The sequence below is a fragment of the bacterium genome, from assembly GCA_016702305.1.
GTDB lineage: Bacteria > Electryoneota > RPQS01 > RPQS01 > RPQS01 > JABWCQ01.
The window spans coordinates 109,796-130,062 of sequence record JADJEH010000017.1 but is presented as its reverse complement, the minus strand read 5'-3'; the positions used below and the strand labels follow the sequence as shown (position 1 = coordinate 130,062).

Sequence of the window (20,267 nt, the reverse complement as noted above, 5' to 3'; positions counted from 1 at the left end):
GCGGGCTGTAATGTGAAAGCAGCAAAATGAAAAGATACGCTATTGCGGCTGGCTTGTCAAGCGCCGACCTTGTTTGACTTGTGTCAGCTCGCCGCTCTTGACCACCGCCTCGGTGATATACACGGCTAACTTCTCGGCGCTGCGCGACCAATCGAAACGCGGCGCTTCAGCGAGAGCCGCCTGTTTCAATGATCGCCGCAGCTCATGCTCGCCAAGCAGCGACCGCATCGCCTGCGCAAGTTCACCGCTATTGAGCGGATCAACATAGAGCGCAGCATCGCCGCACGTTTCCCGTTGCGCCAGCGTATCGCCCGCAATGATCGGCGTGCCGAACGACAGCGCATTCACCAACGGCAGCGCCAGACCTTCCATCAGACTCGGCGACACAAGCCCCGTGGCCCGCGCAAACAGTCGCGCCAGATCGTTGTCGCTTAACGCCGTTGGAATCAACAATGACTCTGCCGGGAATCCGTCGCGTCGCGCCGCTTCACGCAACTGCGCCGCCATCTGCGCGTTGAGCGGATAGGCCAACACCAGCTTGACATGCCCCGGCAGCGCCCGCGCCGCCTCGAGTATCAACCGCAGATTCTTGACTGGCCCCAACTCGCCGGTGCACAGGAAGAACGGCGTGTCACCATGTAGCGTCGTCCGCAACTCGGCATTCTCATAGTGCGACAGCGGTTCACCGCGCAGCAGCGTCGGGCCGCCGTGAATCGTGCGCAGCCGCGCTAACGGCATGCCCAGGCGAATCTGCAACTCCTGCAAGGTCGCCTGCGTCGTACAGAACAACAGATCGCATACTTGGTTGACCGCGCGCAATGCCTGCACGTAACGCTCGCGCGCCAGCGGGTCGTGCGTCAGATAAAGCTGCGGATACGCCAGTGGAATGAGATCATTCATCGCACACGCTGTGATCATGCCGCACTGCTTCGCCATCTGCAAATAGTCGGCGGCGTCTTCGAGTATCGGATTGGGCAGGAATACCGCCTGCGCATCCGCTTGCGACAACTGCTGCCAGCCGATCACTTGAAAGGCGTTCGCACCGCCCGCCTGCGCGAGCTTCTGCTTAAGCTCATTCACTCGCTCCGTCGCCAGCAGCAACTTCCACTCAGGCCGGGCGTCTCGCAGGTGATTCAGCAATTCCACAAAATAGCGCGCCGACTCCGTTTGCAGCAGAGTTTCCTCAACCAACGACGACGCATCAAAGGCCACCGTCAATTGCGGGCCGGGCGTGACTTCAAAATGCGGCAGCGCCGCGGCGCGTTCGGTAACCCGTCGCGACGGCGTCTTGGACGTGCTGTTAATATCGAGCAGGTAGAAATCAAGATCGCGCGAGCAGTCCATTTCATAGTCCACCGCTCCGGCGGCCGCCAGCCAGGCGTCCACCAATTGCCGGGTCACCAACCAGCGATGCTCAGGATTATGCACCAGATCAGGATTGTAGTTGGGTTTATCGGCATTGGGTATCGTGATCAGCACCCGCTTGCCGACGCGCATGCACTCTTTAAGCGCGGTGACGGCCATCTCCCATTCCACATGCTCGAAAATCTCCGGCGACATCACGGTATCAAAGCTCTGATCGCCATACGGCAGTCCGCAGACGACATTTCCGTAATTGAACGCGATGCCGGGGCGCAGCGCGCGCGCAACATCCAGTCGCTCACGATAAATATCCACCGCTTCATGACCATGGCAGAATTGCACGACGTAGCCGTTGGCGGGTCCGATTTCCAGAATCCGCCCCGCGGCCTTTGACGCCAGCCAGCGCACGCGTTCACGCTGCAACGGCTCGTTGTAAATCTCGTCCGGATGTGTCGCGTAGAATTTCAACAGATCGGTGGTGCATGCCTGTTCCCCGGCCAGTACCGCGTCGTAGGCGCTGCGGTAGGTGTCGGCCGTCGCCTGCCAATTCGAGCGCGCCGCCAGATCCATCACGGCATCGCGCAGCGCTTGCGTCAGGAACGGATTCGTCAACGCGCGCAGCATCGCTCGCGGCAGGTCAAATTGCTCCGTCGTGCACAGTGTCACCGGTGCGGCGACGTCAAGCGCCGGCGCCGTGGATGTAACCACCGGGCGGCCCGTAGCCAAGGCGCGCGTCAAACAGGCCGAGCCCTCAAACCGGCTGCTCAGATAGTTCAGCACCAGCACGTCGCACGCTTGCAGCGTCACGGTCAGTTCGTCTTCAGGAATGAAATCCGTCAAGAAGCGCACGTGATCTTCAAGCTGCAGCTCCTTGACGCGCTGCATGCACTCAATCAGGTATTGCGTTCCCGTCGCGCTGTCCGGATGCGGTGCGCCCACAATCAAGAGCTTCGCCTGCTCAAACTTGCGCAGCTCAGGCAGCGCCTCGATCAATTCACGCACGCCCTTATGCGGGTCAATCATACCGAACGTCGCAACGATCTTCTGTGCGGGATCCCATTCCAGCAGCAGCTTCGCTTCGGCCAGGTCCGCGAACTGCAAATCCGGAAGCGGAATCGGTGAACACTGAATCCGTTCGGCCGGCGCGCCCAGCGCCGCCAGCTCGACGATGTTCTGACGATGATGCACAAAGCACTGCTCGCTGTGCCGCGCAATATCCGCCAGACGTTCGTCGCGCGTTTCCGTCGAGTGGAAGGTTGTGACCACGCGAATGCCCAGCGCCCGCGCCTGCTTCAGCACGTCGAGCAGCCACCCGTCCAACGCGAACATCCCGCCGTGATTGACGTGCAGCACGCCAATCCGGTGCGCTTGCAAGAGCGGAACGATTTCACCGCCGCCTTGCGCGTCGCGCGACCAGCAGCGAATGACGTCCGCGCCCGCCACTGCGGTAACGTCGTCGGTACGTTCGGCCAGCACCAGCACCGATTCCCCGGCCGTTTCCAGCGCAGTGCGCAGCTGCTCGGCGTAAATCGCCAAACCGCAGCGCTGTTGATAGGTACTCAGAAGGGCGACGCGCGCCTGGCGGTCGGGAGTCGAAGCAACGGGCATGGATGGAGTCTCCTGTTCGAGCGGAATGACGCGGCCGTCCGGCAGCATCTGAAATCCGTCGGATGCATAAACTTGTTCAGCGTCGGCGACCATGCTATCTTTCCAGCGCGACAACAGCAATCTGTAGTTCGCGCCATTCTTGTCGTGGCCGGCGACGGTTCGGGATTCGTAATGATAAATGCGGCTCTGTGGACAGTACCAGATCTTGCGCCCGGTCTGCGTGACCCGCATACACAGGTCAATATCTTCGCACGAGTTGAGATAGGCTTCGTCGAAACCGCCCACCTCCATAAAGAGCTGCCGCCAGATTGTCAGACAGCTTCCCGCGATGAACTGGAACTCACGCGGCTTCTGCACGACCGGATGATTGGCGGGCAGCACCCCATTGTAGATGCTGTGAACCTGTCCATGCTCGTCGCACACGATACCCGCCTGCTGTACCCGCATCGTATCGGGGAAAATCTGCAAATTGCCGACGATGCCGATGCGCCGGTCGGAACGCAGCGCCTCGACCATCGCGTCCAGCCAGCCCGGCAGCACTTCCGTATCATTGTTTAGGAATACGATAACCTGACCCGCCGCAGCCCGCGCGCCGTCGTTGCACGACCGCGCGAATCCGTAGTTGCGGTCATGCCGAATGACGCGAATCCGCTCGCCTTGCGCGGCCAGATATTCCGCCGTGCCGTCGGTCGAGCCGTCGTCCACCACGATAATCTCATGCGCCGTGGTTTCATTCGCGTGATAGAGCGATTCCAGGCAGGTCCGCGTGAATCGCAGATTGTTAAACACGGGAATCACGACCGACGCCACCGCTTCAGGCTTCGGCAGCACGCTCGCGTCGGGAATAGCCATAAAGATAAACTGCTGCGCCGTCAGTTCGTCAATGTCTTGCGGCGCCAGATTGCGCAGGACCAGATCGCCCATGTCGAGCGTCCGCGTTTCGCGCGGCGGCATCTTCTGCTCAAACAGCGGATCGCGCACGATCTCCACGACCTCCGCCCGCAATCCCGCTTGCGCGAAGAGAGTGATCATGTCGTTCTTCGCGAAGAACCGCAGATGCGTGCTGTCCAGAATACCGTACTCGGCGTAGTTCCATGAGCCTTCCAGCAGCTTTGAGATGACGCCGAGGTTGCGCACGTTCGGCAAGCTCGCGATCATCGAACCGTTCGGCGCGAGCCGCGCCGCCAGCTTCCGCAGCGCGCCCCACGGATCAATCAAATGCTCCAGCACGTCGCCCAGCAAAATGCAATCGTACATCACGCCGTTGGGCAGCTCCTGCGCCTCCACATCGAGCACATGCACTTCATCGAGCACCTGCCGCGCCACGGCCGCCACTTCGTGATGAATCTCAATCCCCGTCACACGTGCGCCCGTCAATTCCTTGATGAGTTTGCCCGTCGCGCCGTTGCCGCAGCCCACATCGAGCACGTTGCGCGCCGCGCGGGGCACCCGTTCGGCCAGATTGCGCCGCGCGTTCGCGTAGTAGTAGTCCGGCTTCAGCGTCTGCTTCTGCGTCGCGTTGCGCTTTGGCGTCGCCGCATCGGGCCGACCGGTCCACGCCGCCAGCGTCATGTGCGGCTGATCCAGCAGATGCTCGTAGTAGCCTGCTTGCGCATGCTTCGGGTCCTTGCCTTTGTTCCAGTAATACTTGCGCAGACGATCTTCGGCGTACATGTAGCCCAGGTGCTCGATCTTCAGATCCGCGCGGAGCGCTTCGCCGCGCAGATTCTGCGGCACGCGCTCGCAGTGCAGATTTCCGCCGTGTCCGGTCGCTTCAAAACGCAGCTCATCCCACGCCTGCGTCCCCGGCCGGAACAGACACGGGTGAAAGATGCCGGTGTAGATGCCGTCGGTGCGATAGTGCGCGCGGTCATTCCAGAGGTACAGAAACTCAAACTCAATCTTGGTCACGTCACGCGCGGCGCTCTGGATGCACTCGAGCATGCGGCGCGGTGCGCTCGCTTCCAGAACCTCGTCGCCGTCCAGGCACATTACCCAGTCCGCCGGACAGCCCCGCGCCAGATCGTACAGCCGGTTCTTGTCGCGGGCCTTGTCGGTCTCGTTCTCTTCGCCGCGCTGGTAGATTGCCACCGCCGGGTGAATCTGGCAAATCTCCTGCGTCTTGTCTGTCGAGCCGTCGTCATAGACCACAATCGCGTCGCTCACCCGCGCCGCGCTGTCGAGCACTTCACGCAGCCAGCGGTCTTCGTTGCGGATGTTCATCATCGTTGTGATGCGCGGATGCCGCGTATTCAGCCGGTTCGAGCACTGCGCGATCAAAATTCCATCTTCGCTCGTCACTTCGACCTCTTCGAACCACGTCATCAGTTCGTGTTCGAGCGACGTGCGATTCCACAGCCGCGTGAATTCCGAATGAAAATGCGCCAGTTCGTCGGGCACGCTGACGATCAATTGCCCGTCATTGGCCAGCAGTCGCGCACACTCTTTCCACAGTGGCGTGGCGTGTTCCAATTCACAGGCGATGCCGGTCAGCGTGATGCCGTCGAAACTCGCGTCGGCGAACGGCAGACGGGCGCCGGTGATCAGGGTGGCTCGCACGCGTTCAGCGTCGCGGCGGGACAGTTGACGCCGCGCTTCTTCAGTCGCGGCCAAGGCGCTGGACGACCAGTCGCCCAGCATCGTTGCGGCATTGTGGGTAGCCAGGGCGGCCAGCGCTTCGCTGCGCCCGTTGCCCAGCATGAGCACGCGCCCGTCACGCTGAATAGCGCCGAGCGCGGCGTTGGTCAGCCCGCGCGGTGCGGCTGTGGACATGCCGAGAAACGCGTCGGTTCCGGATTGGCGGCTGGTAAAAAGCTCCTCGCGACGCTGCCGTAGCAGCTCAAACGGGGATTTCTGAAAGGTGTGGGTGATGGCCATGGCAGATGCCTTTGGGTCAAATTGCGAGCCGAAGTAAAATGTCGTATAACAAAGAGCAAGGACTGTACCATCACACCCGCAAGTTTTTATTACTGTTTTTAAAGAATTAAGATATTAATATCCACCACCCTCGGCAGAAACTACCACCCGGTAGATTCCCCCCGGCCGTCCACCCCTAAGCCTGTGTCGGGCCTCCGGCCCGACACGCCAGTCCCTGCACCGTATCCCCCGGCACCACCCGCTGCGGGTGCCCCGAACACCGAGCGCCTTCGAGTTCCCCAGGCGCTACACGCCCCGCCATTCGTTGTCCGGAATCCTCGAAACACTTACATTGTTGTTTGCCAGTGGTGCTTCGTACAAATGCTTGTGCATTCTGAAGTCACTCGGCGTAAGTGTGAAGTTCTTTTCACTCCAACCTGCGGCAATTCTAACCTCGAGGGAAATATGGACAACTTGACTTCCATCCGGCCGTTCAGTACCTTCCCATCAGGTCTTGGGAAGCGGGCAGGAAAACTTAGCCTCGAGGCCACGAAAATGTCAACGCGAATTCTATCTGTATTCAGTTTGCTGAAACGGGTGGGGTTCGCGGTTTTGTTGTTGGGGCGTAGCATCGAGGCGGCGGTGATTGAGAATTCAACTGAGGATATCATGAAGAAATTGCCGCAATGGCGCCTATGGGGCCTGCTCTGCTTTGCGCCCTGCCCTGCATCAGAATTGCTGTATGGGACATATCTGGGAGGAAACAATTGGGGTGTTTGTTGTCAGTCCCACTCCCGGGGACTATGCCGCGGGTCAAACCTAGCGATGTCGGCAAACTCCGCTCTATGGCGGCAATCCGGCCGCCCGTTTTGCAGCCATTTTGGGCCTGATGGCGTTCATCGCTTCGACTTTACGGCCATCTGCAAACTCGGAAGATCCGGTCCTCTGGGGGCGCAGCTTTATGTTTCTGGTGACAATCTGATTGATTTTGCTTTGGATGGCTGGTCCTCGGTAGATGATCTCATCACGCCCGATGCATTCGACACCGTGATAGGACGAGGCGGATCCGCTCTAACGCGTTCAGCGCGGACCATGACCATACTTTAACTCCCGGGCTACTTGCGGCGGAAATTGAGTGGTGTTGGCGAGGCGCTAACGGTATGGGCGATGACGGAAGGCTGTATGCCGCAGGCGAAACTTGGTCACCTGTTTCCCGTGACGGGATGCATCTATGTTTATTTGGGTTCGGAGAGTTTGATTTGATCCCGGATTTTGAACCGGCAACGAAGAAGGTTTTCGACCTATCCATCAGGTCGTGGGGCGATTTGGACGGAGATAGATATGCTGATCTTCTACATTACGACGTGAATAGTGATTCTGTTTATGTATTTTGGGGAGCAGACGAACCCGATACAACCAAGCAATTGATTTCTCCTTTTCACTCATCAGTTGTGTACGCATCTCTAGTTCCTGATCTTAACGGTGATGGGTCGGCAGAGCTCGTTGGCACTGATGTCATTGAACTTGGGGTGCAGTATCAAATCTTTGGTTTGGTTTGCCGGAGCACCGCTTCTCGAGTACAGAACCCAATCGCTGTTTTTGATACAACATTTACAGGGATGATATCGAACGTGCCAATTCCTTTGCATGAGTATAAATGGCGATTTGGATGATGACGGATTCAATTATCTTGTTTCAACCAATGAACAATGAGTAATAACAATGGGGTGGAGGATTCTCTCTTTACCTGTGGGATATCATTGGCTTTAACCCTGAGCTTACCAGTTGTTTACAGGGGATTACCGGGTCGTCAAGCTTCCCTATGAATTATTGGGTCCCTACATATGCGGCGGGCATTAGGCGATAGCTTAATGCATGACGGTGTAGATACTTTATGGATGATGGCGCCACCGAGTCCATAGCTCCTTTCCAGGGAACCGCCCGTGGCAAGGCGATTGTTGCTTGCGGGAGATTCTGCATTACGATGGTCCGCCCCCCCCCCCCCCCCCCCCTGCTCATGTTTATCCGAACCCCTGCACCTGTGTTTGCAGAGAATTTGCCATCTGGGCATCTGCTCATCCGTTCAATTCATCAGCACGGCGAAAATTTGATGTTCCATCCAGCTCACGCGAAATTAGTCTGCGTATTTACAACGTGCTTGGCGAACAGGTCATGACCACGACCATGCAACCTTTTGCAGGACATGCAGATTATGTTTTCACGCCTGATGCTGATCTTGCCTCGGGGCTTTACATCGCTTTGGCTCCCAAAGGCGTGTGATGCGGATATTTATACTCATAATGTGTATATCGTCGTGGGCACGTCCATTCCGCGGCGGCACCCGCTGCGGGTGCCCCTAACTCCGGGCGCATAAGATAACTGAATTGAACCCGTGCTTCGCCGTCATAGCCGCTACAATGTCGCGCATACGACGTATTTTGTGACCACGACCATCGTTGAGCGGGGGAGCTGGCTTGTCACACCGGAGGTTTGCAATCGTCTCTCCGAGATCATCGAGGAATACCGGGCTTACTACAACCTGCTTTGCATCGGTTATTGCTTGATGCCGGATCACATCCATCTCATTTTGAATCAGCGGCAGGACGGCCTGGCGGTCTCTAATTTCATGAAGCGCGTCAAGAGTCAGTCGGCCCGATATTGCAAACCCGTTGGCTATCCCCGTGAGCAGAAATTCTGGCGCCGCCGATTTGACTGCATGTCGCTTCCCGGCACGCGCGCCCTCCAGACAAAGTTGCGTTACGTGCACTGGAATCCAGTGCGCAAAGGACTTGTCACAGAGCCGCAATTCTATCCGTGGTCGAGCGCCCGCGATTGGCATAACGGCAAACAGACGGGTTCGGTAACGATTTGTTTAGACACAGACTTTGTGTGATTGGCTTAGGGATGCGGTCTGCCCCCTAACGCCTCCCCAATAATTGCCCAAATGTCCAAATATCTGTTAATATTACACGCGGAAAACTTGACTTTTCGTATTTTCAGTATTATATTAGCAACAGAACATGCGACAGCTCTCCCACCGAGGAACCCGGCGGAGTGATCAACCGTGACCGGCCCAACGTGGAAGCGCCAGACCATGAACACGAAACTTGCCGACGCTGATACGCGCCCCACTATCCCGCCAAGGGACACGAAGCCACTATACAGACGGCACCGCACCGCCAACCCGATCCCTCATCCCCCATACCTCTCCACGTACCCCTTCACCCGCACCTTCCGCGCCGTATTCTCACTGCTCATGTAGCGAATCTGGCCAAAGATGTCACGCTCCGGAAACCACGGACGGTCATAGCGGCCCAGACACCAGAGGATGCCACTGTAAGAATTCGGATCGCGCCCGTCGAGCGCCCACTTGTCGTTGAGTTCAATCATCACTTCGAGCGCGGCCTCAGGGGATTCACTCCATTCCAGAATCTTCTTCCCCCACAGCATTCGTAAATAGTTGTGCATCCGCCCTTCGCAGCGCAACTGCGTCTGCGCGGCGTTCCACAGCGGATCATGCGTCCCGCTCTGTTCAAACTCCCGCAGTGAATACGTCCACTTGCGCGGGTCCCGTGAATGCTCATGCAACGTCTTGAGGGCCCACGGCGTCAGCGAGTCGAACTGCTTGTAGTCGTCGCGCAGATGGTTGAAATTGTAACCCACCTCGCGCCACGTCACGAGTTCATCCAAAAAACTCTCCGCGTTCGCGCTCATGCCCCACCAGCCCTCCTTCTTGCCCGCCACGCTCGCGCTCAAGTTCTCGATCGTCCAACCTTCCCGCTGCGCCAGCTCGCCAAAAACCTGCTGCACTGAAATCATCCCGAAGTGCAAATACGGACTCAAACCGGACGTATAATCCGCTTCCGGCTGATTGCGTTCCGAGTAGTTCTCGAGCTTCGTCGTCAAAAACTCCCGCATTAACTTCTCCGCCGCCTTGGTTCCTCCCACAGCGGAAACCGGCGCGACATCCTGCAGGAGCGGCAAATCGTTCATCCAGCGTCGGTCCGCAAGCAATGGTTCAACCTGCGCCACGGGCCACAGTGAAGTGATGCGCGAGTCAATCTGCAGCTTCGGCAACTTCACTTTCGCCAACGGATCCGCTACCGGAAAAACTGCTAAGTGCTCGCGCAGATTCTTCTGCAAAAATCTGCGAAACGCAAACGCCGTCGGAAATGTGACTTCCGCCGCGCGCAACGGCAACAGCCCGCACGAATCCACCGCCTCAACCTTGCACGAAAACTCGCGCCCAGCCTCAGCAATCAACTCCTGATGCATCGCCATCGGGTAATCGTCCGTAACGACGACCGCCGCCTGTTCCGCCAAAGCCCGCAGGAGATCACCGCGTTCGCCGGGAATGCGCTCGACAAACGGGTAGTAAGTCACGCCGCGCCCGGCCAGCCGCTGCTGGTTGTCGAGCATCCCCTGCAGCAGGAAGACATGCTGCCGCGGGCTGGCCAGTTCATAAACCAGCGTCACCGACTCGAGAATCAGCAACGGCAAGCCCAGATGCTCAGCCCACTGCGCCGCGCGTTCCAAGGCAAAATTGTAGTGCGTCCGGCGCTGGGCGAGCATCCAATAAAGCACAAAACGGCCGGGTTGCTGCGAAGAGCCGTTCACAGCCCGGAGGCGTAGCGCACGGGGGGTCGGCGCGAGGGTCATTAGTTGTTTATTATTAGGTTTGGGTGACTTAGGTGGGGAGGTCATGCCTCTGTTTCCATATGACAACCTGTCGAAATCCTGAGGGTTATTAAAGCAAACTAAAGGAGAACCGCAAGTTAGTACCCTGAAGTGGGTCTGAGGTTGTTATGAGACCTCGTGCAACTTTTTTGAGGAGTGCTACACAAAGCCTTGACGATTAAGTAGCCTTAGTATATTTTACATACCGATCCTGGGTACATCTGAAGACGCAACAATAGGCAATAAACCGATCTTGGTGAACGTAAATCCTCAAAAAGGAGTCCCGGTATGCGTAAGTATTTGATTTTGTGTATTTTGGCCTGCATGAGCTTAGCCTCGATGGCATTGGCCACTGAGGTTGGCGAAGCCCTCTCGGTTGACAAGGCTTTGGTCCGCTCGTCGGCCCGCGACGGCTCATGCTCGCTGTCCGCATTGTCGGACACAGCGGCTGGTTTCAGCATTTGGAACGTAGCGACGTGGGGCCCGACTGGCTCGGCGCACGCCATGTACATTGACCCCGCAGTGGATCAGCGCGGCACGGGCGGCTGCTCGGCTCCGTTCTATCCGTTCTTCGTTTCGTCCATTGACCTGTTCATGACGGAGTATACGGGCGACCTCGCCAATGTCGGCGCGGTGTGTACGTACGAAGTCACGCTGGCCTGCCCGCAGGATTTCAGCTCGGGTTCGGCGACGGAAGACTGCCAGGGACCGGGCAATGTGTTCTGGACCGGTACGCTGACGATGGTCTACGACTCGGCGTTTATCAATTCCGTCAATTTCGTTCCGTTCAATCTTCCCGTCGGTGTTTGTGTTGACCGTCCGTTCTTCGTCGTGGCTCGCCAGACCGGTTACACCGGTACCGGTGGTGCTGCTCAGATGGGCTGGCACACGCAGGCCGCGGCTTCGACGCCGCCGGAAGGTCTGTGCGACAATTGGATTTCGCTGCCCGCCGGTGTCGGCTACGATTGCTTCCTGTTGTCCGGTTTTGACATTGGTTACGGCGGAACGTGCGTCCCGTCGCCGGGCTTCCCGGCCTGCTTCCCGGGCGCCGCGACCCTCTATGTGAACGGTTTTGCGGCTCCGGAAATGGGTTGCGAGACGGTCGCGAGCTGCGTGGCTCGTCCGAATGTTTACCCGGGTGACGACGCTTCGGATCCGATCGTGATTGACTCTGCTCCGTGGACCGGTGTTGTGGACCTTTGCCAGTTCACCAGCGATTACAACTACTACTTTGACGCCGGTGCCCCGGCGACGACGACCCGCCGTTTCACGGGCCGTGGCGGTGATGCCGTGTTGACGTTCTCGTATGACACGCAGTTACCGGAAGCCTGCTTCGCCGTGACGCTGACGCCGCTGTGCCCGCCGGGACAGGCGCTTCGTCTGCGCACGTGGTTGACGGATTCGTTTGGCCCGCTTTACTGGGGCACGCCGCAGTACCCGGGTATCAACGCTCCGCAGACCTATGACTTCACGAGCAGCGGTCTGGGCTGCTTCTTCCCGGACGTCTACACGCTGTATGTTGACGGTTATCCGTGCTGCTGCCCGGTTCAGGTTGACTTCGCGGGCGACGCTCCGTTGGCTGTTGAGCTGACGAGCTTTGACGCGGTGGCCGGCGACCGTCAGGTGACGTTGAACTGGCAGACGGCTTCGGAGAGCAACATTGAGCGTTGGGACATCACGCGCAACGGCGAATTCCTCGCCGAAGTCGCGGGTCTGGGCGACAACGAATCGGGTCACCGTTACAACTTCGTTGACAACAACGTGGTGAACGGCCAGAGCTATTCGTACACGCTGACGGCTTATGACTACCAGGGTGTCGCGACGGTGTTCACGCAGATCGAGACCGCGACGCCGATGGCCGGCGCGGGTGTTGTGACCGAGTACGCGCTTTCGCAGAACTACCCGAACCCGTTCAACCCGACGACGACGATTGAATACGCCGTGCGCGAAGCCGGTTTGGTTCAGTTGAAGGTTTACACGGTTGACGGTCGCGAAGTTGCGACGCTTGTTGACGGCGCGATGGACGCGGGCAGCTACAGCGTTGACTACGACGCTTCGGGTCTGGCCAGCGGTATGTACCTCTACAAGCTGTCGGTGAACGGCTTCACGGCGACTCAGAAGATGGTGTTGATGAAGTAACCCTTCATCGCCCGATTCTGGTCCCGTAGAATGGAATAACTGAGGCGGATAGATCGTTGTGCACTGCACCTCGGTCTATCCGTCCGGTGTCTAATCAAGTACCAGATGCGGGCATAGGAGCAGGCTCTTATGCCCGCACGTTTTTCCGGTATGCTTTCGGGCGAACCGGTCCCAACCGAAACAAAAACAATCTTTTTCCGGAGAAGTGCATGGTCAGCAAAATTATTTTCCGGCTCGCGCTGATCACAGGAATCGCTGCTTTTGCGTACGCAGGAGCGAATCTCGTGATGGCGCCGGCGAGCACCTCGACGACGGGTTACGCGCTGGAAACGGCAGAGGAAGTCGAGATTCCGCTGGATGCGTTTATCTCGCGCACTCCGCGCCATGGTCTTGACGCCTTCGACTCGACAACGATTATCTCCGATATGGAGACGTCCACGGGCTGGACGACGACGGACTACACTCTTGTCGGCACGCCGTACTGGCAGTCGGCGGCGGTTCCGTTCGGTGATCCGAACGCTCCCGCACTGTGGTGCGGCGATGCGGCAGTCACGGACAACCTGGTGGCTCCGGGTGGTTACTTGAACCACCAGCAGCATTATCTTGAGAGCCCGACGCTGGACTTGTCGGGTTCGAGCGCGCCGATTACGCTGGCGTTCAAGGCTCGTTGGAAACTTGAAGCTCCGGGCGGCGAGCCTGTTCCGTTTAACATGTGGGACGTTTGGAATGTCCAGGTTTCGACGGACGGCGGCAACACGTGGACGATTCCGGCGGCCAGCGATGTATCGCTTCCGTACACGGGCACGTGCGCGTTTGCCTATGACGATTGGTGCTTCGAGGGCTGCTACGCGGGCTGGGGCGGCGTTGCGAATGCCGGTGCGTACACCGTGATGACGGTGAATCTGAACGCGTATGCGGGTCAGAGCAACGTGCGTTTCCGCTACGGACTGCTTTCGGATCCGGGTTTCAGCGCCGAAGACGATTCGTCGTACTTTGGTCTGATCGTGGACTCGATTCGCGTGACCAACTCATCGTCCACGCTGTTGGCGAATGATGGTGACAACACGACGGGTTGGACGATTGAAGCACTGCCGGTGGCCCCGGTGGGCAACACGTGGGCATTTTCGGACAGCACGGCCCCGACGGGCATGTTGATGATTCCGGATCAGGTGAACGCGTGGCACGCGTCGCACGGCGGTTTGTCGTTGATCGAGAACGCGTTGATTTCGCCGCCGATCACGCTTCCGGACACGGCCCTTCCGGGTCAGGGTGGTCCGGGCGCTTGGCAGCGTTTGCGCCTTGGTTACTATGTCTGGGCGGACCTGCTGGACAGCGACGGCGACGACGACAATTCGCTGGAAGACTTGTACGAAATTTACGTTTCGACGGACGACGGCGTGACGTGGACGCGCATTGCCTATGACTACGGCACGACGGCGTTGACGGGCGACGTTTATCCGGATGCCGGCAATTCGCTGCTGGGCTGGGTTGGTCGTACGCGCGGTCTGCAGACCGGCGGTGTTTCGGGCGACATTGACCTGACGCCGTACGGTGAGCAGACGATTCGCCTGCAGTTCCGTTTGCAGACGGATTGCAACAATGACGGCGGCACAGGTTCGGGTCTCTACATAGACTATCCGTTCTTCATCGCGACGCGCGCTTTCGCGACGGACGCGGCGACGCGGAACATGATTGTGCCGTTCCCGGTGACGGTTGGCTTGGCTCGCACGTGGTCGTTTGATTACGTCAACGCGGGCGCCAACACGATCGGTAACGCGCTGCGCTACCGTCAGCTCTACACTCGTCCGACGGGTGTGAATCAGGGCACGGACTCGCTGAAGCAGGCGACGGGCACGTTGACGACGAACCAGTTCCTGACGGTCCCGGCGACGTGGACTCCGGACGTGGCGGGTTCGTACCGCATTCGCGTCTACTCGTCGTATCTTGGCGAGCAGGATCGCAGCAACGACACGACGCGTTCGCCGATCAACGTACCGCTGAACAGCCGTTACAACATGGCCGTTGACGTTCAGCCGGCGGGCATTTACGAGCTGGGTTATCACCTGCGTGATTACACGTCGGTGCTTTCGAATCCGCGTTTGGTGCGCTACGGCGCGGCGGCGGACGGTGTTCCGGCTGCTGATGCGGACACGCTGGACATCAACAAGCTGCAGATCATGTGGAACTGGGATCCCGCGGACATCAACTCGCTGCCGGATCACACGGGGCGCGCGCGGATCAACTTCTACGGTCAGGGCCCTGACAATCGCACGCCGGGCGCTTTGCTGTATACGTATGAAGAGGAAATTGACACCAACGAAACGGTTTCACCGTACGGCGGCGACTCGCTGCTGAACCGTTGGTGGGAGAAGGACCTCAGCGCGGTTGCGCAGCTGAAGCGTATGCAGGGCGATTTCTGGGTTGAGATCATGGCGTTGGACACGGTGCTTGGCGCCGGTCTGCCGGGCCTGCTGGCGATGGTTACGGATCCGCAGGACACGACGGACACGCACAACTACACGCGTCGTTTGGACATCGCGGGACAGCCGATTCTGGCGTCGCCGAGCCGCTTCTGCGTGGAGGTGACGACCGGTCCTTCGGTATGGCCGGATCCGGTGACGAACCTGACGATTGCACGTGACGGTTTGACGAACGACATCAAGCTCGACTGGAGCGCTCCGCTGCGCGCGGATGGTTATCTGGTGTATCGTTCGACGGACATTAACGTGCCGCTGCAGACGCTGTTGACGGCAACGCCGATTGCGCCGACGGACTACACGGACGCCGGCATTTTGACGACGGGCAGCTTCTTCTACTACACGGTGGTTGCTGTCAATCAGTAACAGCCGTTGCTTGCGGAATGCAAGGCCCGCCCGGTACAAACCGGGCGGGCCTTTTTTTCATAGGGAGAAACGCTGTGTCAGGGCTGCGATGTTGGAGAACGGCGACTGAGATCTTATAGCAACGAGCTTGACAGAAAAGACGGCACTCGTTACATTGACAGGGTAGAGGGTGAACATGACATTCCCGAGGAGAATGACGATGCGACACGTAAGGATATTGTTAGCACTGGTACTGGGCCTGTCGGCAAACACTGTTTTGGCAGCGCAAGCGGCGCGGCAGACGATGCAGTTACCGCAGGAGTTTCATCTGCTTTCCGGTCCGCAGCAGGTGACGCCGATTGCGCTGGAGTTGTTGAATGGTGATCCGGCCAATGTGGAGTTGCGGATGGGCGAGCCGATGGTGGAACGCGGCACGATTGAAATGAACGGCGAGGTGATGACGACGATTTCGCTGCCGAGCGAAGGCACGCAATTGCATGCGGGATATCCCGATCTGCCGCGCGTCACGCGGATGGTGCTGGTCGCGCCGCACGGCAACGTCAGCGCGGAGTTGGTCCACACGGAATATCGCACGGAGATATTGACACGGCGGGTGGCGCCGAAGGCATCGTTGGATGAGTCGCGGGGGCTTGACGCCGTGGCTCTGGCGGAGGTCTATGCGGAAGACGCATTTTGGCCGCCGCAAGTCGTGGAGATCAGCGAGCCGATGCTGCTGCGTGACGCGCGTGTCGTGGTGCTGATCGTCAACCCTGTGCAATATAATCCGGTGACGGGAGAACTGCGGATATTTGAGCAGCTCGATCTGGCGGTGCGGGACGCGGGCGGCACCGGGCTGAATGAACAGGTGATTGAGCCCGTGTCATTAACGCCGGGATTCAAGAAGCTCTATTCGAGTCTGGTGAATTTCGAGCATAGCGCGCTGGATGATCTGCCGGTGATGCCGGGCAATCAGTTGATCATCTGCCAGAACGATCCGACGGTGATCAGCTACGTGAACACGCTGGCGACGTGGCGCAAGAAGAAGGGTATTGACGCGACGATTGTAACGACAGCGACGACGGGCTCGACGCCCTCGTTGATTCGCAATTACATCAACACGCAATACACCAACAGTAACGGGCAGTTGGAGTTTGTGCTGGTGATCGGCGACGCGGACGGGACGGGAGCCTACTATTTTCCAACGGACGGGCTATCGGAATACCCGTACGGCGAATTGGACAATCTCTACGGGCTGATGGGCGCGGGACCGAATCCTGATCCGCTGCCCGATCTGGGTATAGGACGACTTCCGGCGAGCGACGCGGATGAGCTGGTCGCGATGGTAACGAAGTCGGTGAATTACGAAGCCAACCCGTTCATGACGGACACGACGTGGTTCACGCGCACATGGACGGCGGTTCACAATCAATTCATTCCGTCGAATCCCTCGACGAAAGAATACACGCGGCAGATGATGCTGCAGCGGGGGATGAATCCGGGCGCGATGACGATCTTTCCGTCATCGGTGGTACCGTCGGTGCTTGAGCAGCGAGTGAACGCGGGTGTCGCGGTGGTGAACCATCGTCTGGGTTGGGGGAACTCGGAGATGAACCCGCCGGACCTCAACGGACTGGCTAACGGGCGGATGCTGCCGTTTGTGGCGGTGATCACGTGCGGGATGGGCTGGTACAACAATGGTGAATCGGTAACGGAAGCGTGGGTGCGGCGGGGGACGTCGGCATCGCCGGTCGGAGCGATTGGCGCGATGGGCATGGCCGGGAATAGCACGCGTGTCGCTGAAAACAACATCGTGGACGGCGGCGCGATGATGGGATTGTTGGTCAAGGACATCCGCGAGCAGTCATTGGTCATGGTAAACGGGAAGCTCGAACTGTTTCGGAATTTCTGGGACAACGTGAGTCAGGCGAGTGTGGAAGAGTTTTCGGCGTGGTGCAATTTGATGGGTGATCCGGCGGTGCCGATCTTTCTAAATGTTCCGCGGACCATTCAGGCAAGTTTTCCGCAGCTCGTCAATCGTTATACGGATAATGTTACGGTGCAGGTGACGCAGGACGGTCAGCCGCACGCCGGCGCGTTGGTGGGGCTATATAAGAGCACGGGCGTATTCGCGCGCGGTTACACGGATGCGAGCGGTAACATAAACTTAGCGGCGACACTTTCGGATACGGGTTGGGTCTATGTGACGGTGACGGGCACGGACCTGAAGACGATCCGGGATTCGCTGCATGTGATCAACGCGGCGGCGTCGCTGGCGCAGGCGGCGGTAACCGTGGACGATAACAATCTGGGCGGGACGCAGGGCAATGGTGACGGCGTGCTGAATCCCGGCGAGATTGTTGACTTGAGTATTTCGCTGATCAATCGGGGGACATCACAGACGGCGACTGGAATCAACGGCGTGCTCAGCTCGGCTACGACCGCGGTGCAGGTGACGAGCGCGAACAGCAGCTATCCGAATCTGGCCGTGGGGCAGACGGCAGCGTCGAACTCAGCGTATCGCATCACAGTCGGCGCCGTTCAGGATGCGGAGCCAGTGGCGCTGTTTTTGGATGCGACGTCGTCGGCAGGATTGCAGGAAATTCGAGTGAATCTGACACCGGTCGCCGGCAACGTGGCGGTGACGGGCGCGAATTTCCTAAGCGGTGATTTGCAGCTTGATCCGGGTGACAGCGGAGCGCTCAGCGTTGTTTTACAGAACAGCGGCGGGCGCGCCTTCACGAATGCGAGCGCGATCTTGCGATCAAAGAGCGTGCAACTGGCGGTGATGGATTCCGTCGGTGGCTATGGCGCGGTGGCGATCGGCGGCAGCGCTGAGAACACGGCAAATGCGTTTGCGGTGGCGACGAGCCTCAATACGGTCGCGGGATTTGCGGCGGTGCTGGAGCTTGTGGTAACAGACGTGGACGGATTCCGCGACTCGGTGGAATTTGTGCGCACCATCGGTGTGTCGTCACCGACGTCGCCGACGGGGCCGGACGCCTATGGCTACTATGCCTTTGACGACGCGGAGACCCAGCCGGCGGGCGTCGCGACACAGTATGATTGGCAGGACATATCGGTGATCGGCGCGAACATCGGTTTCAACGATCAGGTTGAAGACGGTGACGATACGGCCGTGCGGGCGCTGCCGTTTGATTTCACATTCTACGGCAACACGTTTGACAGCGTTACGATCTGTTCGAACGGCTGGTTATCGTTCGGGAATCACGGCAACATGTGGGATTTCCGCAATTGGCACATCGGTTCGCCGCTTGGTCCGCCGAATTTAGTGGCCGCATATTGGGATGACTTGGCCACGACGGGCGGCCGAGTCTACTATTATTACGATGCGTTGGCCCAGCGTTTCATCGTTCAGTGGAACGTGGTGACATTGTGGACGAGTGTGCCGCAGGTATTTCAAGTCGTGCTTTACAATCCGGATGTGTATCCGTCGCCGACGGGTGACGGTAAGATACTTGTGCAGTACCAGACGTGCACGCCGGACGAAAACTCGGGCGCGTTCGACATGCCGTGGGCGACGGTTGGCATTCAGAACGAGAATCACAGCGACGGATTGGAGTATTGCTTTGCCAACGCGTATACTCCTGGCTCGGCGGCCTTGGGCGCGGGGCGGGCGATTGTGTACACGACGGCGGGCTCAGGGGCGCTGTTCTCGACTTTGACGGTGTTAGCGCCGGACAGCGGTGATGCGATGTTTCTGGACAGTACCGTGACGATCTCGTGGTTCCCGGGGATCACGAGTGGAACGGTGCGCATAGATTTGTCGCGCAACGGAGTCGACGGGACGTGGGAGACGATAGCGGGCGCAGCACCTAATAGCGGGTTGTACGTGTGGACGGTCAGCGGCGCGAGTTCGAACAACTGCTATTTGCGGATTTTGTCGAACGTTGATCCGCAGGAGAGTGACACATCGGACGGCGCGTTTGCGATCGGCGAGTTGATTCCGATTCTAAGCGAGAGCTTTGAGAGCGGCGCGCCCGGGTGGACGACGGGGTCCGCGGGCGGACAGTGGGTGAGCGACTGGCACATTTCAACGGAGCGCGCGCAGACAGGAGCGTCGGCCTATAAATGCGGCGATGCCGCGGCGGGAACGTATCGGCAATACAATGACGCGTTTCTGGTGTCGCCCGTGATCGCGGCGCTGCCACCCAGTGCGTCGTTAAGCTTTGCGCAGCAGCATGAGACCGAAATATCGGGTGCATTCCCGGACTCGGCGTATGACGGTGGCGTGTTGGAGATCGCGGTGAACGGCGGCGCCTGGGAGCCGCTGACACCGGTCGGTGGGTACAACAAGACGTTCCGCTGGCAGGCAGGCGGCGGTAATCCGGCAAGCGGCCCGCTGCGCGGCCGTCCCTGTTTTGCCGGTGCGCAAACGACCTGGCAGACGGTGCAGGCGAGTTTGGCGGGGTACGCAGGCAGCAGTATTCAACTGCGGTTTCGATTCGGGAGTGACTTACTAAATCACCAGGAAGGGTGGTACGTAGACGATGTCCAAGTGCGCGCGCTGAACTTTGAACTACCACCGCCCGTGGGATTGACGATTGCGTCGGTGGGAACGGATCTCGTGTTGCGCTGGGTGGAGTCGGGTTACGGGACTTACACGGTCTATAGCGGGCCGGTGGAGGGTGGACCGTATGACACGTTTGAAGGTTCAACCAGCGGCACCAGCCTGACGATTCCCAACGGCGCATCGGCGAGCATACGCTTCTTTGTTGTAGTTGGCGAATAGCGCGGCCGGACACGTTGGAATGCAGAAAGCCCTCGCTTGCGCGAGGGCTTTCT

The 20,267-nt window shown here is 58.9% G+C and carries 8 protein-coding genes; 6 read left to right on the top strand and 2 right to left on the bottom strand.

Annotation, left to right across the window (positions count from 1 at the left end; genetic code table 11):
• Window positions 1-39: 39 nt before the first annotated feature.
• The gene (locus IPH10_11635) at window positions 40-5,847 is read right to left on the bottom strand and encodes a glycosyltransferase (protein MBK6911557.1); all 5,808 of its coding nucleotides are present in this window, start codon (window positions 5,845-5,847) and stop codon (window positions 40-42) included.
• A 444-nt stretch (window positions 5,848-6,291) separates the two neighbouring features.
• Here IPH10_11635 and IPH10_11630 point away from each other — a divergent pair, with 444 nt between their 5' ends.
• The 3 genes from IPH10_11630 to IPH10_11620 all read left to right on the top strand — a co-directional run bounded on the left by IPH10_11630 (window position 6,292) and on the right by IPH10_11620 (window position 8,719).
• Window positions 6,292-6,933, top strand: a complete 642-nt coding sequence (locus IPH10_11630) for a hypothetical protein (protein MBK6911556.1) — start codon at window positions 6,292-6,294, stop codon at window positions 6,931-6,933.
• A 53-nt stretch (window positions 6,934-6,986) separates the two neighbouring features.
• On the top strand, window positions 6,987-7,499 hold the full coding sequence (locus tag IPH10_11625) for a hypothetical protein (protein MBK6911555.1): 513 nt from the start codon (window positions 6,987-6,989) through the stop codon (window positions 7,497-7,499).
• A gap of 719 nt (window positions 7,500-8,218) precedes the next feature.
• Complete coding sequence (locus IPH10_11620) at window positions 8,219-8,719, top strand: transposase (protein MBK6911554.1); 501 nt, start codon at window positions 8,219-8,221, stop codon at window positions 8,717-8,719.
• Between the two features lie 299 nt (window positions 8,720-9,018).
• Here the strand turns inward: IPH10_11620 and IPH10_11615 are convergent, their stop codons facing one another.
• Window positions 9,019-10,485 (bottom strand): deoxyribodipyrimidine photolyase, encoded by a 1,467-nt coding sequence (locus IPH10_11615; protein MBK6911553.1) that lies wholly within the window; start codon window positions 10,483-10,485, stop codon window positions 9,019-9,021.
• Window positions 10,486-10,791: 306 nt separating this feature from the next.
• On the opposite strand from IPH10_11615, the gene IPH10_11610 reads away from it, so the two are divergent.
• The 3 genes from IPH10_11610 (at window position 10,792) to IPH10_11600 (ending at window position 20,214) form a co-directional block, all read left to right on the top strand.
• Window positions 10,792-12,642: a T9SS type A sorting domain-containing protein gene (locus IPH10_11610; GenBank protein MBK6911552.1), complete on the top strand. Its 1,851-nt coding sequence runs from the start codon at window positions 10,792-10,794 to the stop codon at window positions 12,640-12,642.
• Between the two features lie 209 nt (window positions 12,643-12,851).
• Entirely contained in the window at window positions 12,852-15,485 is a 2,634-nt protein-coding gene (locus IPH10_11605; protein ID MBK6911551.1) for a hypothetical protein, read from the top strand.
• Window positions 15,486-15,684: 199 nt separating this feature from the next.
• On the top strand, window positions 15,685-20,214 hold the full coding sequence (locus IPH10_11600; protein ID MBK6911550.1) for a hypothetical protein: 4,530 nt from the start codon (window positions 15,685-15,687) through the stop codon (window positions 20,212-20,214).
• Window positions 20,215-20,267: the final 53 nt, after the last annotated feature.

Excerpts from the sequence above, each read along its gene's own strand:
- IPH10_11635 (MBK6911557.1), bottom strand. The coding sequence starts at position 5,847 with ATGGCCATCACCCACACCTTTCAGAAATCCCCGTTTGAGCTGCTACGG.
- IPH10_11630 (MBK6911556.1), top strand. The coding sequence starts at position 6,292 with ATGGACAACTTGACTTCCATCCGGCCGTTCAGTACCTTCCCATCAGGT.
- IPH10_11625 (MBK6911555.1), top strand. The coding sequence starts at position 6,987 with ATGGGCGATGACGGAAGGCTGTATGCCGCAGGCGAAACTTGGTCACCT.
- IPH10_11615 (MBK6911553.1), bottom strand. The coding sequence starts at position 10,485 with ATGACCCTCGCGCCGACCCCCCGTGCGCTACGCCTCCGGGCTGTGAAC.
- IPH10_11610 (MBK6911552.1), top strand. The coding sequence starts at position 10,792 with ATGCGTAAGTATTTGATTTTGTGTATTTTGGCCTGCATGAGCTTAGCC.
- IPH10_11605 (MBK6911551.1), top strand. The coding sequence starts at position 12,852 with ATGGTCAGCAAAATTATTTTCCGGCTCGCGCTGATCACAGGAATCGCT.
- IPH10_11600 (MBK6911550.1), top strand. The coding sequence starts at position 15,685 with ATGCGACACGTAAGGATATTGTTAGCACTGGTACTGGGCCTGTCGGCA.